At 35.3% G+C, this 18224-nt stretch carries 14 protein-coding genes; 3 read left to right on the top strand and 11 right to left on the bottom strand.

What is annotated here, in order from left to right; translation table 11 throughout:
* The 4 genes from AC6CH4_RS14595 to AC6CH4_RS14580 form a co-directional block, all read right to left on the bottom strand.
* The gene (locus AC6CH4_RS14595; RefSeq protein ID WP_498104137.1) at positions 1-294 is read right to left on the bottom strand and encodes a helix-turn-helix domain-containing protein; all 294 of its coding nucleotides are present in this window, start codon (positions 292-294) and stop codon (positions 1-3) included.
* A 161-nt stretch (positions 295-455) separates the two neighbouring features.
* A complete protein-coding gene (locus tag AC6CH4_RS14590) occupies positions 456-1091 on the bottom strand; it encodes a conjugal transfer protein TraD (protein WP_498104135.1) in 636 nt (211 codons plus the stop codon).
* Positions 1092-1093: 2 nt separating this feature from the next.
* The gene (locus tag AC6CH4_RS14585) at positions 1094-1498 is read right to left on the bottom strand and encodes a DUF3408 domain-containing protein (RefSeq protein ID WP_498104133.1); all 405 of its coding nucleotides are present in this window, start codon (positions 1496-1498) and stop codon (positions 1094-1096) included.
* A gap of 10 nt (positions 1499-1508) precedes the next feature.
* Entirely contained in the window at positions 1509-2276 is a 768-nt protein-coding gene (locus AC6CH4_RS14580; protein ID WP_498104131.1) for a ParA family protein, read from the bottom strand.
* Positions 2277-2950: 674 nt separating this feature from the next.
* On the opposite strand from AC6CH4_RS14580, the gene mobA reads away from it, so the two are divergent.
* Together mobA and mobB are read left to right on the top strand one after the other, a co-directional pair.
* Positions 2951-3382 carry a conjugal transfer protein MobA gene (gene mobA / locus AC6CH4_RS14575; RefSeq protein ID WP_498104508.1) on the top strand — a complete coding sequence of 144 codons (432 nt, stop codon included), beginning with the start codon at positions 2951-2953 and terminating at the stop codon, positions 3380-3382.
* Between the two features lie 8 nt (positions 3383-3390).
* A complete protein-coding gene (mobB, locus tag AC6CH4_RS14570; RefSeq protein WP_498104129.1) occupies positions 3391-4677 on the top strand; it encodes a conjugal transfer protein MobB in 1287 nt (428 codons plus the stop codon).
* 15 nt (positions 4678-4692) lie between these two features.
* Here mobB and AC6CH4_RS14565 read toward each other — a convergent pair whose 3' ends face one another.
* Positions 4693-5187, bottom strand: coding sequence for a MepB family protein (locus AC6CH4_RS14565; RefSeq protein ID WP_498104127.1), 495 nt, complete (start codon positions 5185-5187; stop codon positions 4693-4695).
* A 309-nt stretch (positions 5188-5496) separates the two neighbouring features.
* Here AC6CH4_RS14565 and mobC point away from each other — a divergent pair, with 309 nt between their 5' ends.
* Positions 5497-7515 carry a conjugal transfer protein MobC gene (gene mobC / locus AC6CH4_RS14560; protein WP_498104125.1) on the top strand — a complete coding sequence of 673 codons (2019 nt, stop codon included), beginning with the start codon at positions 5497-5499 and terminating at the stop codon, positions 7513-7515.
* Between the two features lie 274 nt (positions 7516-7789).
* Here mobC and AC6CH4_RS14555 read toward each other — a convergent pair whose 3' ends face one another.
* The 6 genes from AC6CH4_RS14555 to AC6CH4_RS14530 form a co-directional block, all read right to left on the bottom strand.
* The gene (locus tag AC6CH4_RS14555; RefSeq protein ID WP_498104123.1) at positions 7790-9415 is read right to left on the bottom strand and encodes an alpha-glucosidase; all 1626 of its coding nucleotides are present in this window, start codon (positions 9413-9415) and stop codon (positions 7790-7792) included.
* An 8-nt stretch (positions 9416-9423) separates the two neighbouring features.
* Positions 9424-11142: a hypothetical protein gene (locus AC6CH4_RS14550; protein WP_498104122.1), complete on the bottom strand. Its 1719-nt coding sequence runs from the start codon at positions 11140-11142 to the stop codon at positions 9424-9426.
* Positions 11143-11158: 16 nt separating this feature from the next.
* The gene (locus tag AC6CH4_RS14545; RefSeq protein ID WP_498104120.1) at positions 11159-12451 is read right to left on the bottom strand and encodes an MFS transporter; all 1293 of its coding nucleotides are present in this window, start codon (positions 12449-12451) and stop codon (positions 11159-11161) included.
* On the bottom strand, positions 12445-13509 hold the full coding sequence (locus tag AC6CH4_RS14540; RefSeq protein ID WP_498104118.1) for a glycoside hydrolase family 130 protein: 1065 nt from the start codon (positions 13507-13509) through the stop codon (positions 12445-12447). Before AC6CH4_RS14540 ends, AC6CH4_RS14545 begins: the two co-directional genes overlap by 7 nt.
* 73 nt (positions 13510-13582) lie before the next feature.
* Entirely contained in the window at positions 13583-15052 is a 1470-nt protein-coding gene (locus AC6CH4_RS14535) for a RagB/SusD family nutrient uptake outer membrane protein (protein WP_498104116.1), read from the bottom strand.
* A gap of 23 nt (positions 15053-15075) precedes the next feature.
* On the bottom strand, positions 15076-18138 hold the full coding sequence (locus AC6CH4_RS14530; protein WP_498104114.1) for a SusC/RagA family TonB-linked outer membrane protein: 3063 nt from the start codon (positions 18136-18138) through the stop codon (positions 15076-15078).
* Positions 18139-18224: the final 86 nt, after the last annotated feature.

Here is an 18224-nt window from a genome sequence, read left to right as displayed (position 1 = left end):
CTATTTGTTTTTTAATCGTTTTTCTGAATTTTTAAGCGCTTCATGTGCCAATGGTTCTTCCGCCAGCATATCTACAATTTTGTCCGAAAGCCAAATTACCAAGAGTTCATTTATATTTACCTCTAATAATTCCGCAAACTTGACAACCTGTTCTTTACTGGCTTTTCTTTCTCCTCGTTCTATCTTACTTATAAGAGCGGTATCAACTTCCAAAACAGCTGCAATTTGCCTAAGCAACAGTCCTTTCTGTTCCCTTAACTGTCTTATTCTAATACCAAAATCTGCTTGTTCCATTTTAACGACTTGTCACTTTTTGTCAAATTTAGCATTTTTTTTCACACATTACCTTTAATCATAATGAATTTATAAAAATGAAAAAAGGGCAGTTGAAATCTTAATTCCAATTTGCCCTTCATCAAGTGACGACTGATTATATGTAACAGACGATTAGATTTTCACACAAACTCCGCAATATCAAAATCACTCAAATCACTTTTCCACATACTGGAAGAATCAGAATTAGTTTCATAAGAAAGGCTCCCGTCTAACAGCTCAGCTATTTTACGGGAGGCACCTTCTATGGAATTCTCCAGTAGGCTGAATAATTCGGTTCCTTGTATTTTCTGAACTATGTCAGCCATTGTTTCCCTTTGAGATGGCTCCAACTTTTCTTTTTGCAGCATCATCCCCACGGAGCTTAGTTCTTCGAAGGTAACCCCTTGGGCAAAACCGTTAACCCCACCGGATATTCCATATCTGTTCCATTCTTCTTCCTCTTCTTCAAAATCAGGCATGTTTCTGAAAACATCGTCAAGATCTTGCTGTGGAATTTGAATAGCAATATTTTCATTTTTGTCGTATTCTATGTCTAAATTATCAGGATTTATTTCTAGTTCCTGAATTTGGCTTTCATTTGAAGTCTTTGACGCTGAAAGACTTATTACCGATTTAGACTGCCCCATGATATCAGGCAGACTCTGATTTAGTTTTTCTTGTGCCGGTTTTTGCTCATTCCTTTTAGAAATAACCATTTTATCTTCTAATAACAAGGCAATAACAACCAGCAGGCAGATTATAATGAGTATTTCCATAGCTATAAAATGGGTTTAAATCGTTCGTTGAAATAATGGATAATATCATCCCCGAACTCGCTGAAATGGTGTTCAAGAATATTGTCAATGTAAGAATAGAGCGTAGTCTTTTCTTCGCTCGTTAGTTGGACGATACGTAAGAGCCTCTCGTGGTATTCCGGACGTATATAAACTACTTTGCCGCTGCGCCCTGATGGAAAACGGTTAACCAAAAAAAACTCCTCGTAATTTAATTTCTTGGACGGACCGCTGCGGATTCTCTCCTTTTGTTTAGATTCCGTTGGAGTTTCAGGCTGTGGATTGGTCCCAGATACAACAGAAGAATTATTTCCACTCATAATATTCAGAATTAATTCTTCATCAATATCAGGCTTATCAAAGTCTTTTCTTCTATTATCTATAGGCATCTTTAACAATTTAGAGATTAACAATTTTTAAAAACTCTTCAATAAATCCATCCAATCGGGTAGTTTTCATCAGATTGAGTTCTGCGGGTAACAGACTTGAACGGAATACGCTGTTTGGCGTATCATCTGTTTCTTTTCGAAAACGCTTGCTGTCCATAATTCGTGAATTCATTACAGATAAATTAAGTTCGCTTATGACACTTTGGTAAGTTTCATATACTCCTGTTTTTTCCCTGCCGTCCACCTGATTCCAAAACAGCAACATTTTTTGATCTTTATTGCTTTCATCTGTTTGTGGTAATCCAAGGAATGCTTTAGTAAAACTAAGTGTGCTCTCCATAACCAGCCGATCAGCAGTAATTGGAGAAAAAATAAAATCCATTGCTCTTAATGTAGTCAATACACCTTTTGTATTGGCTGTGCCTGGAAGGTCAAAAAAAGTTACATCAGGTTCTATTACAGATTGGTTTACGTATTCCAAAGTCTTTTCCAAGGCTTCTTCAGCCCTACAGCTGATAATAGGGTATGCCTTTTTATTTATGCTTTGATACAACTTCATTGCTGCCTTTTTATGGTAATCATTCTGCATTATAGTTTTGAGATCCCTTTCTCTCATATTAGCCAAACTGTGTTGCGGAAAATCACAATCTACTACAAGTACATTAAAACCTAAACGATAGTGAAGCACACTCGAAAGTAGTGCGGTCATAGTAGATTTTCCAACACCTCCCTTAGGGGTTGAAAAACTGATTTTTAAAGTTTTCTTTATTGTTTCCATTATTTAAGAATTTATTGTTAAACACTTTACTTGTTTTGCAGGCTTGAATATTCCTGCATCTGAATATTCCCTGATATTTATATTCCTGCTTTTTCTTTTGGGTATTTTCTTGTCCTTTTTTTTGCTTTTCTTGTAGTCTGGCCTGAAATGTTTTTTGGCAATGGGTAAACTTTAAAAAAAGCAAAATGCTTTTACATTTTTATGCTTTTAAAACCTTATGCTTTTACTGAAAATTGTTTGTATACAAACCTTATTTTCTTCCTTGTTTAAATAGAAGTTGTATTACCTGCACTAAAACTTTACGGCAAATAAAGCGATTGATTTTCCTGCTAACTGCTGTGTGGGACACATTGGAACTCAAAGGCAGTGTTTGGCACTTTGATCTGGTACAATCCTTTCGTAAACAAGATTTTACTTTGCAAAGTGATTTTTATTAACGGACTTATGCAAAAGCAATATGACACAACTGGTAGAAAAGTGAACAGCCTGAAACTGTTTTTCCCTGCTACATTTAATCCATCCCGAAAGGTGGATTTTAGTGTTCACCAGAACACGGCAAGTTGTGTTTTGAGATGCTTGAAATGAATTCAGCATCTCAAAACAACTTGCCCTGCCGGGGGCTGGAAAACGCTCTCCGAAGTCGAGGTTTTTGCGCAGATTAAAATGGATTTATGATGAATGAGAATAACAGAAAACAGTCTAAAAAGATAGGACGTCGGCCTAAGAAAGACCCAGCGAAAATCCGATATACAATTTCTTTTAATGAACAGGAAAATGCCCGTTTTCTAGCCCTATTTGATCATTCGGGCATGAAGGTAAAGGCACATTTTATAACATCCTGCATCTTTGAAAAGACAATCAGAACTATTCAGATCGATAAAGGAACGGTTGATTTCTATATGCGGCTGACTTCATTTCACAGCCAGTTTCGCTCCGTAGGCGTAAACTATAATCAGATTGTAAAGCTGCTGTACAAGAATTTTTCCGAGAAAAAAGCCGCAGCGTTCCTGTACAAACTTGAAAAACAAACAGCTGAAATGGCGATGCTATGCCAAAAAATTATTCAGATTAGTGAAGAATTTGAAACAAAGCATCTTAAAAAATAACCTTAGAAATGATAGCAAAAATCGGAAGAAGCGAAAATTTATACGGAGCATTAGCCTACAATCAGCTCAAAATAGATAAGGAAAACGGGCAGATTTTATCTACCAATAGAATAATAGAAACACCCAACGGGCATTATTCCGTTGCACAATTAGCCCAATCTTTTGAGCCATACCTGATAGCCAACTGCAATACAGAAAAGACAACTTTGCATATTTCAATCAATCCCGACCCAAAGGATAAGGTAAGTGATGAGCAATTTACACAAATGGCACAGGAGTATCTGCAGGAAATGGGTTATGGAGAACAGCCTTTTATAGTATTCAAACACACGGATATTGACCGTACCCATATCCATATTGTATCTGTTTGTGTGGATGAACAGGGTAAAAAGATTTCAGACAAGTTTGAGAAAAGACGGTCAATGAATCTCTGCAGGGAGATGGAAAAAAAGTATGGACTGATACCTGCAACGGAGAAAGAGCATCAGCAAAATGACAAAATTTTCCGTCCTGTAGATTATCAGAAAGGAGATATTAAAAGCCAGATTGCTTCGGTTGTCCGCCACCTTCATAAACACTACAAATTCCAGACTTTGGGAGAATACAACGCTTTACTTTCCCAGTTCAATATTACTACTGAAAAAGTGGAGGGTGAACTGCATGGAAAAATGCAGCAAGGTTTATTGTACATTCCATTAAATGACAAATGCGAAAAAGCCGGACATCCTTTCAAGGCATCCTTATTTGGTAAAAGTGCTGGACTGCCCGCTTTAAACTTGCATTTTGCAAAATGCAAAGAAAGTTTAAAGGATAATACCGCAAAAGCTATTCTCAAAACTACCATTACTATTGCTTTACAATCGTCAGATGACAAAAAAAACTTTAAAAATCAATTAGCCCGACAAGGCATCAATACAGTAGTTCGCAAAAATGATTCAGGGCGTATTTATGGTATTACTTTTATTGACCATAATTCTAAAACCGTTTGGAACGGTTCCCGTTTGGGGAAAGAATTTGCCGCCAATGCCTTTAATGATTATTGGAACCATCACATCAAACCTGACTTAAAAGAACCTCAACAACTCCAACCTAAATTATTACAACAAAATGCATGGGATAACCTGCCCGCAGAAAAGCCCCACGAGCTTTTTGATTTTCTGAATAAAGAAACTCCTGCTTTTAGTATAGAAGTTTTACCAGGATTACTGCCCCCAGCACTGGGTGAAGATTATGAAGAACAGGATTTTGTTAACAAAATGAACAAGAAAAGAAACCGTAAAAGACATCGAAAATAATCGAATCAGAAAATTTTATTTGACAATTGATTTGATTCTGTCAATTGATAATTCTCTATTTTTAGATAAATCAACAAAATATAAAACTTGCCATGATTTTGTGTTTTGTGCTTGCCTGTTTGCAGGAATATCCCATTCGGTGTAAACCCTGAATCCTCGTTTTCCTTCTTTTTGATATTCAGATAAAATTTGTTTTTGACCCAGTACATTTTTTGGAAAAATAAAACAACCTGAATTATCTTCTTGGTCTGTCGCAATAATATAATAATCAAAATTATCGTCCAAACTGAATGGTTCTGTTTTCCCTTCAGTATTCCTTTTCCATAGTGCTACAAATTGACCAATTTTTTTAGGAGTGATTTTTGCTTTTCGGTATTTTATGTTTAACCCTCCTAGTTTAAAACTACATCCGAAATAGTCTTGGGATTCTTTCTCATCTACAATATCTGATATTTTCAAATTTAACGCTTTAAATAAAGCATCTTCTAACTCTTTAAATTCTTCTCGCATAGTTTAAATTAACAGGATAAATAAACCCATAAACAAATGTAATAAATTAATCTAAAAGTTACTTAGAAACAGCAACTCCACTATTAACTATTACTTACGATCGACCATGAAATACAAATAATTAAACTTCATTTTTACTCTAATAGAACCATTTAGAAAAATGCCTCTCTAATTTTAAAACTATATTATTAAGATTTGTTAAATTATGACTTAACGTCAAATATTGCCACTTAAAGTCATCAACTGCCACTTTTGACAACGCAGTTAATCCAGCCTTTAAATTCATTCCCTAACATTAAATATTTTAAAATGCAGGGGGAAGATGATTTAAGAGGACTTGCCAAGATTATGGCATTTATGAGGGCGGTAAGCATTCTCTTAATACTAATGCATCTTTATTGGTATTGCTATGGTTTCTTTTTAGATCACGGTTGGACATTGGAAATTATCAATAAAATACTAGGAAATTTCCAACGGACCGCTGGTCTATTTTCTCATACACTTTACACAAAAGTTTTCGCAATACTATTGCTGGCCTTAAGCTGCCTTGGATCTAAAGGCGTAAAGAATGAGAAAATTACATCGATAAAAATCTATAGTGCTTTAGGTTTTGGCTTTGTCCTTTTCTTTTTGAATACTCCATTATTGGAGCTATCTCTGGAAACAGCACCTTTCTTTTATATCCTTACAATGGGATTAGGTTATATAGCTTTGATGATGACTGGTGTTTGGATCAGTCGCCTTTTACGTACTAACTTGATGGATGATGTATTTAACAACGACAACGAGAGTTTCCAACAGGAAACAAAGCTTATGCAAAATGAATATTCAGTCAATCTCCCTACCAAATTTTATTATAAAAATAAATGGAACAATGGCTGGATTAATATTGTCAATCCGTTCAGGGCAACAATTGTATTAGGAACACCGGGATCGGGAAAATCATATGCAATAATTAACAATTACATCAAGCAACAGATTGAAAAAGGCTTTTCGATGTATATCTACGATTTTAAGTTTGACGACCTCTCTACAATTGCCTACAATCATTTATTAAAGCATCATGATAAATATGAAGTCAAACCAAAATTTTACGTCATCAACTTTGATGACCCGAGAAAAAGCCATCGTTGCAATCCGCTTAATCCTGATTTCATGACCGATATTTCGGATGCTTACGAAGCAGCTTATACCATAATGCTAAACCTGAACCGTAGCTGGATACAAAAGCAGGGAGATTTCTTTGTGGAAAGTCCGATTATCCTTCTAGCAGCTGTTATATGGTTTCTCAAAATCTATAATAACGGGAAGTATTGTACATTCCCGCATGCCATTGAGCTATTGAATAAAAAGTATGCAGACGTATTTACAATTCTTACCTCCTATCCTGAACTGGAGAACTATTTATCTCCATTTATGGATGCTTGGCAAGGCGGTGCACAAGACCAATTGCAAGGTCAGATAGCTTCAGCCAAAATACCATTATCTCGTATGATCTCCCCAAGTCTTTATTGGGTAATGACAGGTGATGATTTTTCGTTAGACATCAATAATCCTGCAGCGCCTAAGATACTATGTGTTGGTAATAATCCCGACCGTCAAAATATCTATTCTGCTGCACTGGGTTTGTATAATTCACGTATCGTAAAACTTATCAATAAAAAAGGGCAATTAAAAAGTTCAGTTATTATAGATGAGCTGCCCACCATTTACTTTAGAGGACTCGATAACCTTATTGCAACTGCCCGAAGTAATAAGGTGGCAGTATGTTTAGGGTTTCAGGATTTTTCGCAATTAAACCGAGATTATGGAGATAAAGAAAGTAAGGTCATTCAAAACACGGTCGGTAATATTTTCAGTGGACAGGTAGTAGGAGAAACTGCCAAAAATCTGTCGGAACGTTTTGGTAAAGTATTGCAGAAAAGACAAAGTTTATCAATCAATCGTAATGACACATCAACATCGATTTCCACACAATTGGATAGCCTCATTCCTGCATCTAAAATTTCTACATTAACTCAAGGTGTTTTTGTAGGGGCTGTCTCAGATAATTTTGAACAACGTATCGAGCAGAAAATTTTTCACTCTGAAATTGTAGTGGATAATGAAAAAGTAGCTACCGAAACCAAAGCCTATCAAAAGATCCCTGAAATATTATCATTTTCTAATGAACATGCTCAGGATAATATGAAACAGGAAATTGAAGCCAATTACAAACAGATAAAACAGGACATTGTTTTGATTATACAAAGCGAATTGGATCGTATCAAAATTGATCCGGACTTACAACATTTGGTACCAAAGGTTAGCCGCAAAGGCAATGAATAAATCCGAATATATCAATCTGCTGAGTAATAATCAAGATTTGTTCATTAGAGAAGGAAAAAATGGGTAAGTACATAGTTGATCAAATGAAAAATATATCTCTATACGAATCTTTGGTAGAGAATCAAAGATTCTAAAACCTAAAACGATATTTATTATTAATCGTTAAACTGACTAAACCTTTTGTACGAAGATTTAGATTTTCCAAATGGGCCCAAATACTCTTTCCACTTGTTAATGTCTGTTACCAAAGATTAAAAATCAAGGTAAAATCATCCTATTCGTTTTTATAAATAATAAAACTATTCGATTTCAAATCTTTGTTTCCCATTAATACCTTAGCTTTGGCTGGTAAAAATATCTTCTTTTTTAATCCAAAGTTAACAACAAAAGTAATTCTATCTCCTTCAAAAGATCTTGCAAATGAAATTTGATCGTCATTAAATTCAAGAATATCGTATTTTCCATATTGCAGCGCTTTTTCATTATTTCGTAATGCTATCAACTTTTTATATTTATTTAAAATTGATTTCTCTAAAGATAACAAGGCCTCAACATTTGTTTCTTTATAATCCGAATTAATTTTTATCCATAATTTTTCAGTAGAGAATCCGGCATTTAATTTTTCATTCCACTGCATTGGACTTCTGGATTTATCTCGATTGTGTTCATTGGCTTCAAGAAGTGCTTCCGTTAAATTTTTACCTTTTTCAAGCGCCAGCTTATAATGGGTTTTGCCTTGTATATCTATTATTTCCTGAATAGTATTGGCGGTAATATTCTTCATTCCTATTTCTTCTCCATAATAAATAAATGGAATTCCTTTTGCTGTCAAAGTTAAAGCTGCCAGTGCAAATGCTCTATCTACATCCCCCTCTGCAAGACGATTCATCATTCGGGGCATATCATGGCTTCCAAAAAATAAGGTTGGATAACTGCTCATGTTTTTCTCCATACTCTGCATTTCATCAAAAATACGTTTGGCAGAAAAACTTTTAATACTTCCGAAATTAAAATTGAAAACCACATCAAGTAAATCATCTGATTGGTATTGTTTTAAAACTTCGATTTTATCACTTCCAATTTCACCAACTATAAAACGATTTTCATATTCGTTTACTGTCGCTTTTATGATTCGCATAGCATTTTTCACACCTTTCTGATCGATATCATTTATATGTTCTTGTTGTCCGTCCTTTATCGGATTATCAGTGGTAATTTCGTCAGTAGTTAAAAAATTAATTACATCGAGTCTAAACCCGTCTATTCCGGCATCAAGCCAAAAACGCAGTGTTTTTTGAATCTCAGCAACTAATTCAGGACTTGACCAATTAAGATCCGCCATTTTTTTGTCAAACTTATGGTAATAATATTGCTCGGTTTGTACATCTTTTTCCCAGGCTGATCCTCCAAAAAAAGATTCCCAATTATTAGGCTTGTCTTTCCAGATGTAATAATCACGATACGGATTATCTTTGGATTTTCTGGATTCCTGAAACCATTTACAATCGGTTGAGGAATGATTTACAACCATATCCATAATAACTTTTATGCCACGCTTGTGAGCTTCTTTCAAGAAAAGATCAAAATCTTCCCTGCTACCATAAGTGGGATCAATTTCGTAATAATTTGCAATATCATAACCGTTATCTACTTTTGGTGAAGTCAAAAATGGGGTTAACCAAATTCCTTTTATCCCTAAATTTTGAAGATAATCTAATTTACCCGTCATCCCTATAAAATCACCATATCCATTACCATTACTATCTGCATAACTTGGCATATAAATTTGATAAAAAATAGTTTCTTTCCACCATTTTTGATCTGCGTTTTGAGCCGTAATAAAATCGCTTTTCAACATAAAAAACGAAACCAGCAAAATAATTTTAAATGGAAATTTCATCTTCTGATTTATTTTTGAAGCTGCGCGTGATAATCAACAACAATTCCGTTTACGAGCATTTTAGTATCCTGATATATAATTTTTCCTTTTGCGGGAACAAGGACAATTACTGCAGCATTGCCTCCAGAAAGTTTAATTTGTGATGAAGCTGCAACATTTCTAGCAACAAATTTGCCTGAAACAGTATCGTATAAATCGACTTTTTTATTTTTAGTCGTTTCCACGGCGATTGTTTTTTCTACATCAAATGGGTTATAATACAAATAAGTTGGATATGCCTCATCTTTAAAAAAGTCAGTTGCCAATAAGTTTAACTGCAAAATTCCCTCAACATTGGTTTTTCTGATTATACTGCCAAAAATCCCTACATGTCCACTTCCATAAATACTAAACTGAGATTCCTTAGGATTTTCTCCCAATACCCAAAGTGGTCCATCGCCTTGAGCAACCGGAGCCTGGATGTTGTCATATCCTTTTAAATTTGATTTTTTAATGATGCCTTCATATCCAATAACACCTTTTGAAACTTCTGCTAATTCAGGGATCGTTTCGTGCTCATCGGGCATATATTGTGGATAAAAAAAGCGGGAAGCATTTGCAGCGTTGAGCATCCATTTCCCAATAGCTTGCGCGTACGACTGATCATAACGAACCATTGGCACCAAGGGCCAGGCAGCATCATAAGTGTTCATTAAAAAACCATATCCACCATGATCTACGGTGCTTCCGACAGTACCTGAAATATCAAACCCGTTCCAATTTCCAACGAGAATGCCCCAACCTTCACGACAGATTGCTGTTCCGTCAAAACTCCAGCCCAGCATTTTATTGGTGTCGTATTTTTTACCTTCTTCAGCATTTAATCGTGCCGCCACATAAGCACCAAAAGGCATTAACAATTCATAAGTTGGATTTATAGGCTGTGCTTCTAGGGCATTCATTGCACTGACTGCTCCTTTTAAATATTTTTTATCCCCAAATTTTTTATAAGCCGAATACAAAACCCACGCATGACCTGCAGCTGCATCGGGCTGGGCGCAGATATTATTGGTCATGGGTTTCATTTTTCCATAATCAAAAAAGGAGTAATTGTAATTTCCCTTTAAAATAGAATCTGCCTTAAAGAATTTTTCAGCTATAGTTTTTGCAATTTCATCAAATTCCGGTTCTTTTGGATATTGATCATAAACAGCATAAAATAATAGATTAGGATAAACATCATACCACCAATCACGACCATAACCGCCGCCTAATAAAGCTACTTCCGGACAGGTATTATTCATCATAATATCCCAGCCGGTATCTTTATTAAAATAATTTTTTAGCATGCCAACGTAATTTCGGTTTTGCTGGTTTGTTTTATCAATACCTACTAAACTTGCTCCTAAGGTCGCTCCCATAGTACCCAGTGCTTCATGAAACATACCTTTGTTGTTTGTGCCTTGTCTCACATCCCCAACAGCTGTATATAAACCTACAACATCCTGCTGGAAGTTCTTCTGACTTTTATCAATCCATACCATTGGCCAAAATTTGCCTTTTGCATTAAAATCATATACTGTTTTATCAAAATCTTTGGCCAGTTTATTATAATCAATAATCTGAAAAGGCTTCGGATAATTTGGCATTTGATCTACACGAGGAATCGATTGTTGTTTTACTTGTGCTGTAGCGTTTAAACTTAAAACTAACAGGCATGTAACAGTTATTTTTAAAATAGTATTCATTGCTTCATTTTTTATTTTAGAGTAAATTTGCAGCTGTATCTTCCAAAGCTTTCACGCCAATTTCTATCTCTTTTTCAGGAGAAATTCTATGTCCATCACTTATAATGTTTTTACTTATAAAAATGGAACACAATTGCAATAAGGCAATAATTCCAATAGCATATCGCAAAGCAAAATCTTCTGAAACTACATAATATAAAATCAAAAAAGTCCCTGCTCCAAATAACCTTCCAACGTACAATCCTGCTTCATGATTTAGTATATAAGTAAACTCACCCCTTTTTTCAAGTCGCGATACAATGTCAATTACTCGTAACTGAATGGGGAAATAAGCAAGATCCATTAAAGGTTTTGCTATTAGCAATAACAACAAAAACACAATTACACCTGTTTTATCAAACAAAACCCCATTTAAACAAGCTCCCAGGGCAAACAAAATAAGTCCCGCTGAAAATGTTTTTATCCTGTCTGATGGCTTAGAAAAACGTCCGATACAGTAAATTATAATTGCTGCCAAAATTGCTCCAATAGATTGTGCTTTCCCTAACGCACCTTCTTCCCCTAAGAGTTTAAAAATAAGCATTGCCGGAGCTGTTACTAAAAACCCCTGCGCTAATCCTTTAAAAGACGCTAACAAAAGCAACTTGTTCCATAAAGGGTGAAATTTAAAAAAGACGTATTGTTTTTGTACCGGATTCTCAAATTTTCCGCGAAAACAAACAACAGAAGCAGAAACAGTAATTAGAAAAACAATTCCGGTAATAATTAAATACGCATTATGTTTTTGATCTTCGCCTGTTTTAGATTGTATAAACCAGCCAATTGTAGCGGGTACAACAATAGCTATAATAGTGTAAATAAAGGTTTCTAATCCGTAATAATAATTTCTGTTATTATCATTGGTTATCGAAAGTGCCAAATAATCCCTATTAGACCAATAGAGTCCAAAAGAAAGCCCCATAGTAATTCCGGCTATTCCAATTCCAATTAAATCTAATGTTTGCAAAGACATCATAATAATCATCGAAACACCGCTGAGCATCATTCCTAATGAGTATAACTTTCTTATATTGAAATGTTTTAACAACAAACCATTTAAGAGAAAGGTAAGCGGGATTCCGGTATAAATGGCCAATTGATAAATTACAACTTTAGAGGTATCATTTGAATTTCTCATGATATAGGCCGCAACAAAAATATCTATTACAGGAAGTACTAATGCATAAACCAGATTAGTAAAAATCAGAATCTGAAAATTATGGGTCTGATTTTTAAAATAGCTTATTTCTGTTTGAAATTTCTTTAACATTCGATATAATTTAAAAGTGAAAATATTTCTTTAACAGACATTTCAGCTCCACAGACAAATTCATCTGCTGCACCATAATAAATCGTAACGGTATCTCCATCTGGCCCTACAATATGCCCATTTGTAAACACAACTTCACCAAAAAAACCATTTAATTCATAATCCTCTGTAGGGATCATAATAGGCAGTTCAGTTCTTGCAATAACTTTCGAAGGATCTTCCAAATCCATTAAAAATGCACCTAAACAATATTGATGCTTATCATTGGCTCCGTGATAAATTTCCAGCCAGCCCTTTTCTGTTTTTATTGGAGCGGCTCCCGCTCCTACTCTTTTAGAGTCCCAAAGGCCTTTTCTTGTTTTGATAATACACTTATGGTTTCCCCAGTGAATTCCGTCAGGCGAAGAGGCAATCCAAATATAATTACCGCCTATATCAACACTGCTTGGCCTGTGAAGCGCATAAAATAAACCATTTATTTTCTCTTCAAAAATGGCGCAATCCTTATTATGTGCCGGCATAATCATACCGTGTTTTTCAAAATTTTTCCAATCTGTTGTGGTACGTAGCCCAACGCCAACTCCATTATCTGATACCGAGGTAAATGTCAAATAATACTTTCCTTCAATTAAGGCAACCCTGCAATCTTCTATCCCAAAGGTTTCAAATATTCCTTCTCCAACTAAAGATGGATAGTTTTCCGGTTCATGAAACTTATGTCCATCCTCACTGCACAACAAACGAAGATGCGATAAGGTAGTTAAGTAGTCAACTCCTTTATAATTTATAACTCTTGCATCAGTGGCAATTAAGTCCGGATCGTCTTTTGGTATTTCAATTATGGTAATGGCACCAGTCTGAGTTAATATAGGAAATGAAATTATATTATCTTTTTGCTGCGGCCTTTCGGCAACTCGCACTAATAGCCATATTTTATCTTCAAACTGAAATACTCCAGGATTTAAAAGGCAGGTAATTTCCAGGCCCTCGGCACTTGAAGGCAGGTCTTTTGGTGACAATAAGGGATTTGTCACAAAACGTTTTGCAATATCTTTCATATTTATTATATGTGTTTATAAAGATTAATCCAAATCAGTAAGCAGACTTGAATTAATCTTACATAGAGAAATGTTAATATCCTGAATTTTGTGTTAGAGTTCCAGCCGATGCATCAATTTCTGATTGTGGAATTGGATATAACATGTGTTTATCAAGGAAATTTTTTCCGTGAGCCGTCATAACTTGTTTCGCTATTCCCCATCTTTTTAAATCAAGCATTCTTTGATTTTCAAAACCAAGTTCTGCTCTTCTTTCAGAAATCAGCCAGGTTTTTATAAGTGCCTTATCTGATGATGCTGGTCTATCCGGTAAAGTTCCTGCAGGAGGCACAGTTCCCAGAGCGGTAATAGTTGTTCTTGCTCTTAATCTGATTTGATTGATGATCGCAATTGCTTCTGAATAATTTCCTGCTTCATTAAGTGCTTCCGCTTTCCAAAGCAAGGCATCTGCATATCTCAAGTAAACTTTGTTATTGGGCGCATCGTCATTTCCTTTGTTTGTTCCGTCTAAACTGCCCAGCATTTTATTGATATTTTGATTTGTAACATCAACAGTATATAATTTTCTTGGGTCATTTGGTTCAAATGAATTTAAAAAATCGGTGCTTGGAGCAAAGAACCCCCATCCTAAAGGGGCACAAATTCCGTTTCCTCTCCTGGGAACAATATTGGATTGGTGATCGTAAGAGAAAATAACTTCGTTATCGCTGTACTCTTTAGCTGTGCTGAAATTGTCAAAATAATTAGCATCTAAACCGTAACCTAATGTTGGTAACTGATCTACCAATGGTGCCACTTCTGACCATTTTTGAGTATATAAAGCTGCTTTGGCCTGTAATGCAATAACAGCTCCTTTTGAAACTCTCCATTTCTCAGTAGTCGATGAATATTTGCTATTAGGAAGCAAGTTTTGTGCAAGGACGAGATCTGATTTTATCTTATCCCAAACTACTGTTTTATCTGCTCTGACAGATACTTCAAAAGCTTCTTCCAGAGATTCAACGGGCTTTACAATCAAAGGGACATCTCCAAAATTCGTTACTAACGAAAAATAATAATAAGATCTTAAGAAATAAGCTTCTCCTAATAACTGATTTTTCCTTGCAGTTGTAATACCTGTAACGGCTTCAATATCTGCTCTTGTTAATAATTCAATTCCTAAGTTAAGTCTTTTAATTCCTTCATAATTATACTTCCATAAACCATTGGGACCTCCATTTGTCGAGGTAAAGGTAAAATTATTAATTTCATCAATCCAGGGCTGATCCCCATCTGAGATCCACTTTTTTTCCATATCATCAGATGCAATGTCCTGCATGATATAATCATTTTGAAAAACCAGACCTCCGGCCCAATTCCATTCTCCCAGAATATTCAGTCTGTTTGAAAGTAATTGATAAGATGAACTTATTGAATTCTCGACTACATCAGCTGTAACCAATCCCTCCTTGGTAGATAATCCTGTTGTTTCGGTATTTAGATCGTCTTGACAGCTAACCAAACATAATGAGCCTATAAGCAAGGTTATAAATATTTTTTTCATGATATAATACTTTACATTATTAATTATAATTTCACTTTAGCCCCAAAAATAAAAGCAGTCGACTGCGGATAAGTACCTCTGTCAATAAGTGATGTAGATTCGGGATCTAAGCCCGTATAATCTGTGATAGTGAATAAATTTTGTCCAGACACATATACTCTTAAACTATTAATTCCCGGAATTGATTTTGAAAATGTGTAACCAATTTCAATATTTTTTAATCTCAAATATGATGCATCTTCTACAAATACACTTGAAACCCTGCTCCCCCCATTATCATTAAAAGTAACTCTAGGTGTCGTATTACTTGTCCCCTCTCCAGTCCAGCTATTCAAAACATCTGTTGTTGAATTGAATGGACGACTGTCATAATTCAAGATTTGTTTCGAATCATTGTAACGATCAACTCCTGCTACTCCTTGTAATAAAAAAGAGAAATCGAAGTTTTTATAATCCGCATTAAAATTAAAACCATACGTTACTTTAGGAATTGAACTTCCTATAAAAGTTCTGTCATCTGCATTTATCTGCCCATCATTATTAAGGTCTTTAAATTTTATGTCTCCGGGCTGCGTACCATTTGCAGCAGCAAACAAGTGAGAACTAACCTCAGCGGAATTTTGATAAATTCCGTCAAACTGATATCCAAAATAAGAGCTTATCGGCTGTCCAACTACAGTTTTAGTATGCGTTGCATCATCTGTAATGTTACTTACATTTTGCTGTAACCTGTCTACATTATTTTTCAATGTCGCTAAATTCGCATTGATACCATACTTGAATTCATGTTCATTGTTCTGAAGATTTAATCCAAATTCAAATCCTTTATTACTTACTGAAGCCGAGTTAACACTCGTTGGCAAAAAGTTTCCGACTGTTCCCGGAGGCGTAACATTCAATAGAATATCATCTGTGATTTTTGAGAAATAATCCACTGTAAACGTTAGTTTGTTTTTCAAAATAGCCAAATCTATCCCTACGTTTGTTTGTGTTGTAGTTTCCCATTTTACATCAGGATTTCCAATACGAATAAGATGCGGGTCTGTTCCCAGTGTATATAAGTTGTACCATTGGTGGTCGCTTATTTCCTGATTTCCTGATTGTCCCCAGCTGGCTCTTAGCTTTAAGTTTGAAATCCAATCTGCTCTTTCCATGAATTTTTCTTTAGAGACTACCCAACCTGCAGCAACTGATGGGAAATAACCCCATTTGTTGTTAGGCCCAAATCTTGAAGAAGCATCGGCTCTTATAGTGGCTGTTGCAAAATATTTATTGTCATAACCATAATTCCCAGATGCAAAATAAGAAAGCAAAGCCCAGCTGCTTGCATTTCCAGAATTCCAAACATTAAGTGTGCTGTTTCCGTAATCTAAATATTGAAATTCCGGAGAACTGTTTTCGTAGTCATTTCTACTACCGCCAATAGCAGATGATTTACTATTGATGCTTTCCATACCTAATAATAAGTTTACGCTATGAATCTCCTTAAAGGTTTTTACATAGTTTAAAGTATTGGTAAAAGTAAAGGTCATTTCCTGTCCCCTATTTTCGTTCAGGCTGTTTGGACGATTTTGTCTACCCATTCCATAATATTGATAACTTGTATCGGCTATATTATTATCACCAAAATTCTCTGCGAAATTTTTGTTGTGAGAAAAGGCAATATCAACTCCTAAACTACTTTTGAATTTTAATGATTTATCTCCTAAAAACGCATATTCCCCATACAAATTACCGAAAGTTTGATAGCGTTCACGCACATCATTTGTAAAATGAACTATTGCAAGAGGATTCGATGTATATTCGTAATTTTTGCTCCAGCCATCATTTGGACCTGTATAAAAAGGCAGATCTGTATAAGGATCATTGGCTTTGTAAGTAGGATCGTTTACATCTTTGTAAACGCCAATAACCGGTGCACGCAAAAGAGCATGACGAATAATTCCAGGCGCATCGCCACTTGAGGATAATTTATCCTGTTTTGTAAAACTTATCTGCAAATTTGTCCCTACTTTAAATCTGTCACTAAGATTTGCATTTACATTGGTTCTAAAATTGTATCTTTTATATTGGTCATTATCTTCTGTTACAATTCCGTCAATTCCGTAATAACCTCCAGAAATTAAATATTGCATTTTTTCTGTAGCACCACTTGCAGAAACCTGAAAATTGTTTGATATTCCTGTAGTAAATAGCTCTTTCTGCCAATCAGTATCTGATAAATCTGTTTTGGTTCTTCTGTCGAAAGCATAAGGGCTTTCTGCATTTGCAGCATTCCCTGTAGTATTGTGCCAGGCTTGGTCTTTTACAGCTAAATACTGATCTGCATTTAACATTTTAGGAAGATTCGCCGCGTAGTGAATTCCTGAGAAAAATTCGACGTCAAAACTTGTCATTCCCTTAATACCGCTTTTAGTTGTAATGATAACAACACCGCCAGCTGCCCTTGACCCGTAAATAGCGGTTGCCGAAGCATCTTTGAGGACGGTCATCGATTTGATATCAGACTGATTCAAAAATGAAATATCGCGGGTAGCAACCCCATCAACAACATACAGCGCTTCATTATTGCCAAGAGTTCCTTCTCCACGAATACGAAGTTTGATACCATCACCAGGAGCACCGGTATTTGCCGCAACAAAAACACCTGCTACCTGACCTTGCAAAGCCTGGGCAACATCGGCAACCCTAGTTTTAGAAAGATCGGCCATATCAACCTGCGCAACAGCCCCATTTATAGAACCTTTTTTCTGGCTGCTGTACCCTACAATGACAACTTCGTTTAATTTCTGAGAATCTTCAATTAAAATCGCTTTAATTTCACTCTTACCATTAACTGGTACTTCCTGAGTGATATATCCAATATAGCTAAAAACTAAAACTGCATTTGCATCAGCCTTAATTACAAAATTTCCATCAAAATCTGATGCTGCACTAACCGAAGAGCCTTTTACATTAATGTTTACTCCCGGCAACGGTCCCTTATCATCTGAAACTATACCTTTTATAGTTTGTCCGTATATAATACTTCCTGACAACATTATTCCTAAAAGAAATAAATGATAAAATATATTTTTCTTCATCATAGAAATGTGTTAAATTGATTAATAATTGTGGTTATTTTTTTCATCTTAATAAAAAATTGGTGATTTAAATGAGTTAATAGTTTTTT

This window comes from Flavobacterium sp. GQ95 (assembly GCF_059758655.1).
This window is presented reverse-complemented; position numbering and strand designations above follow the sequence as displayed.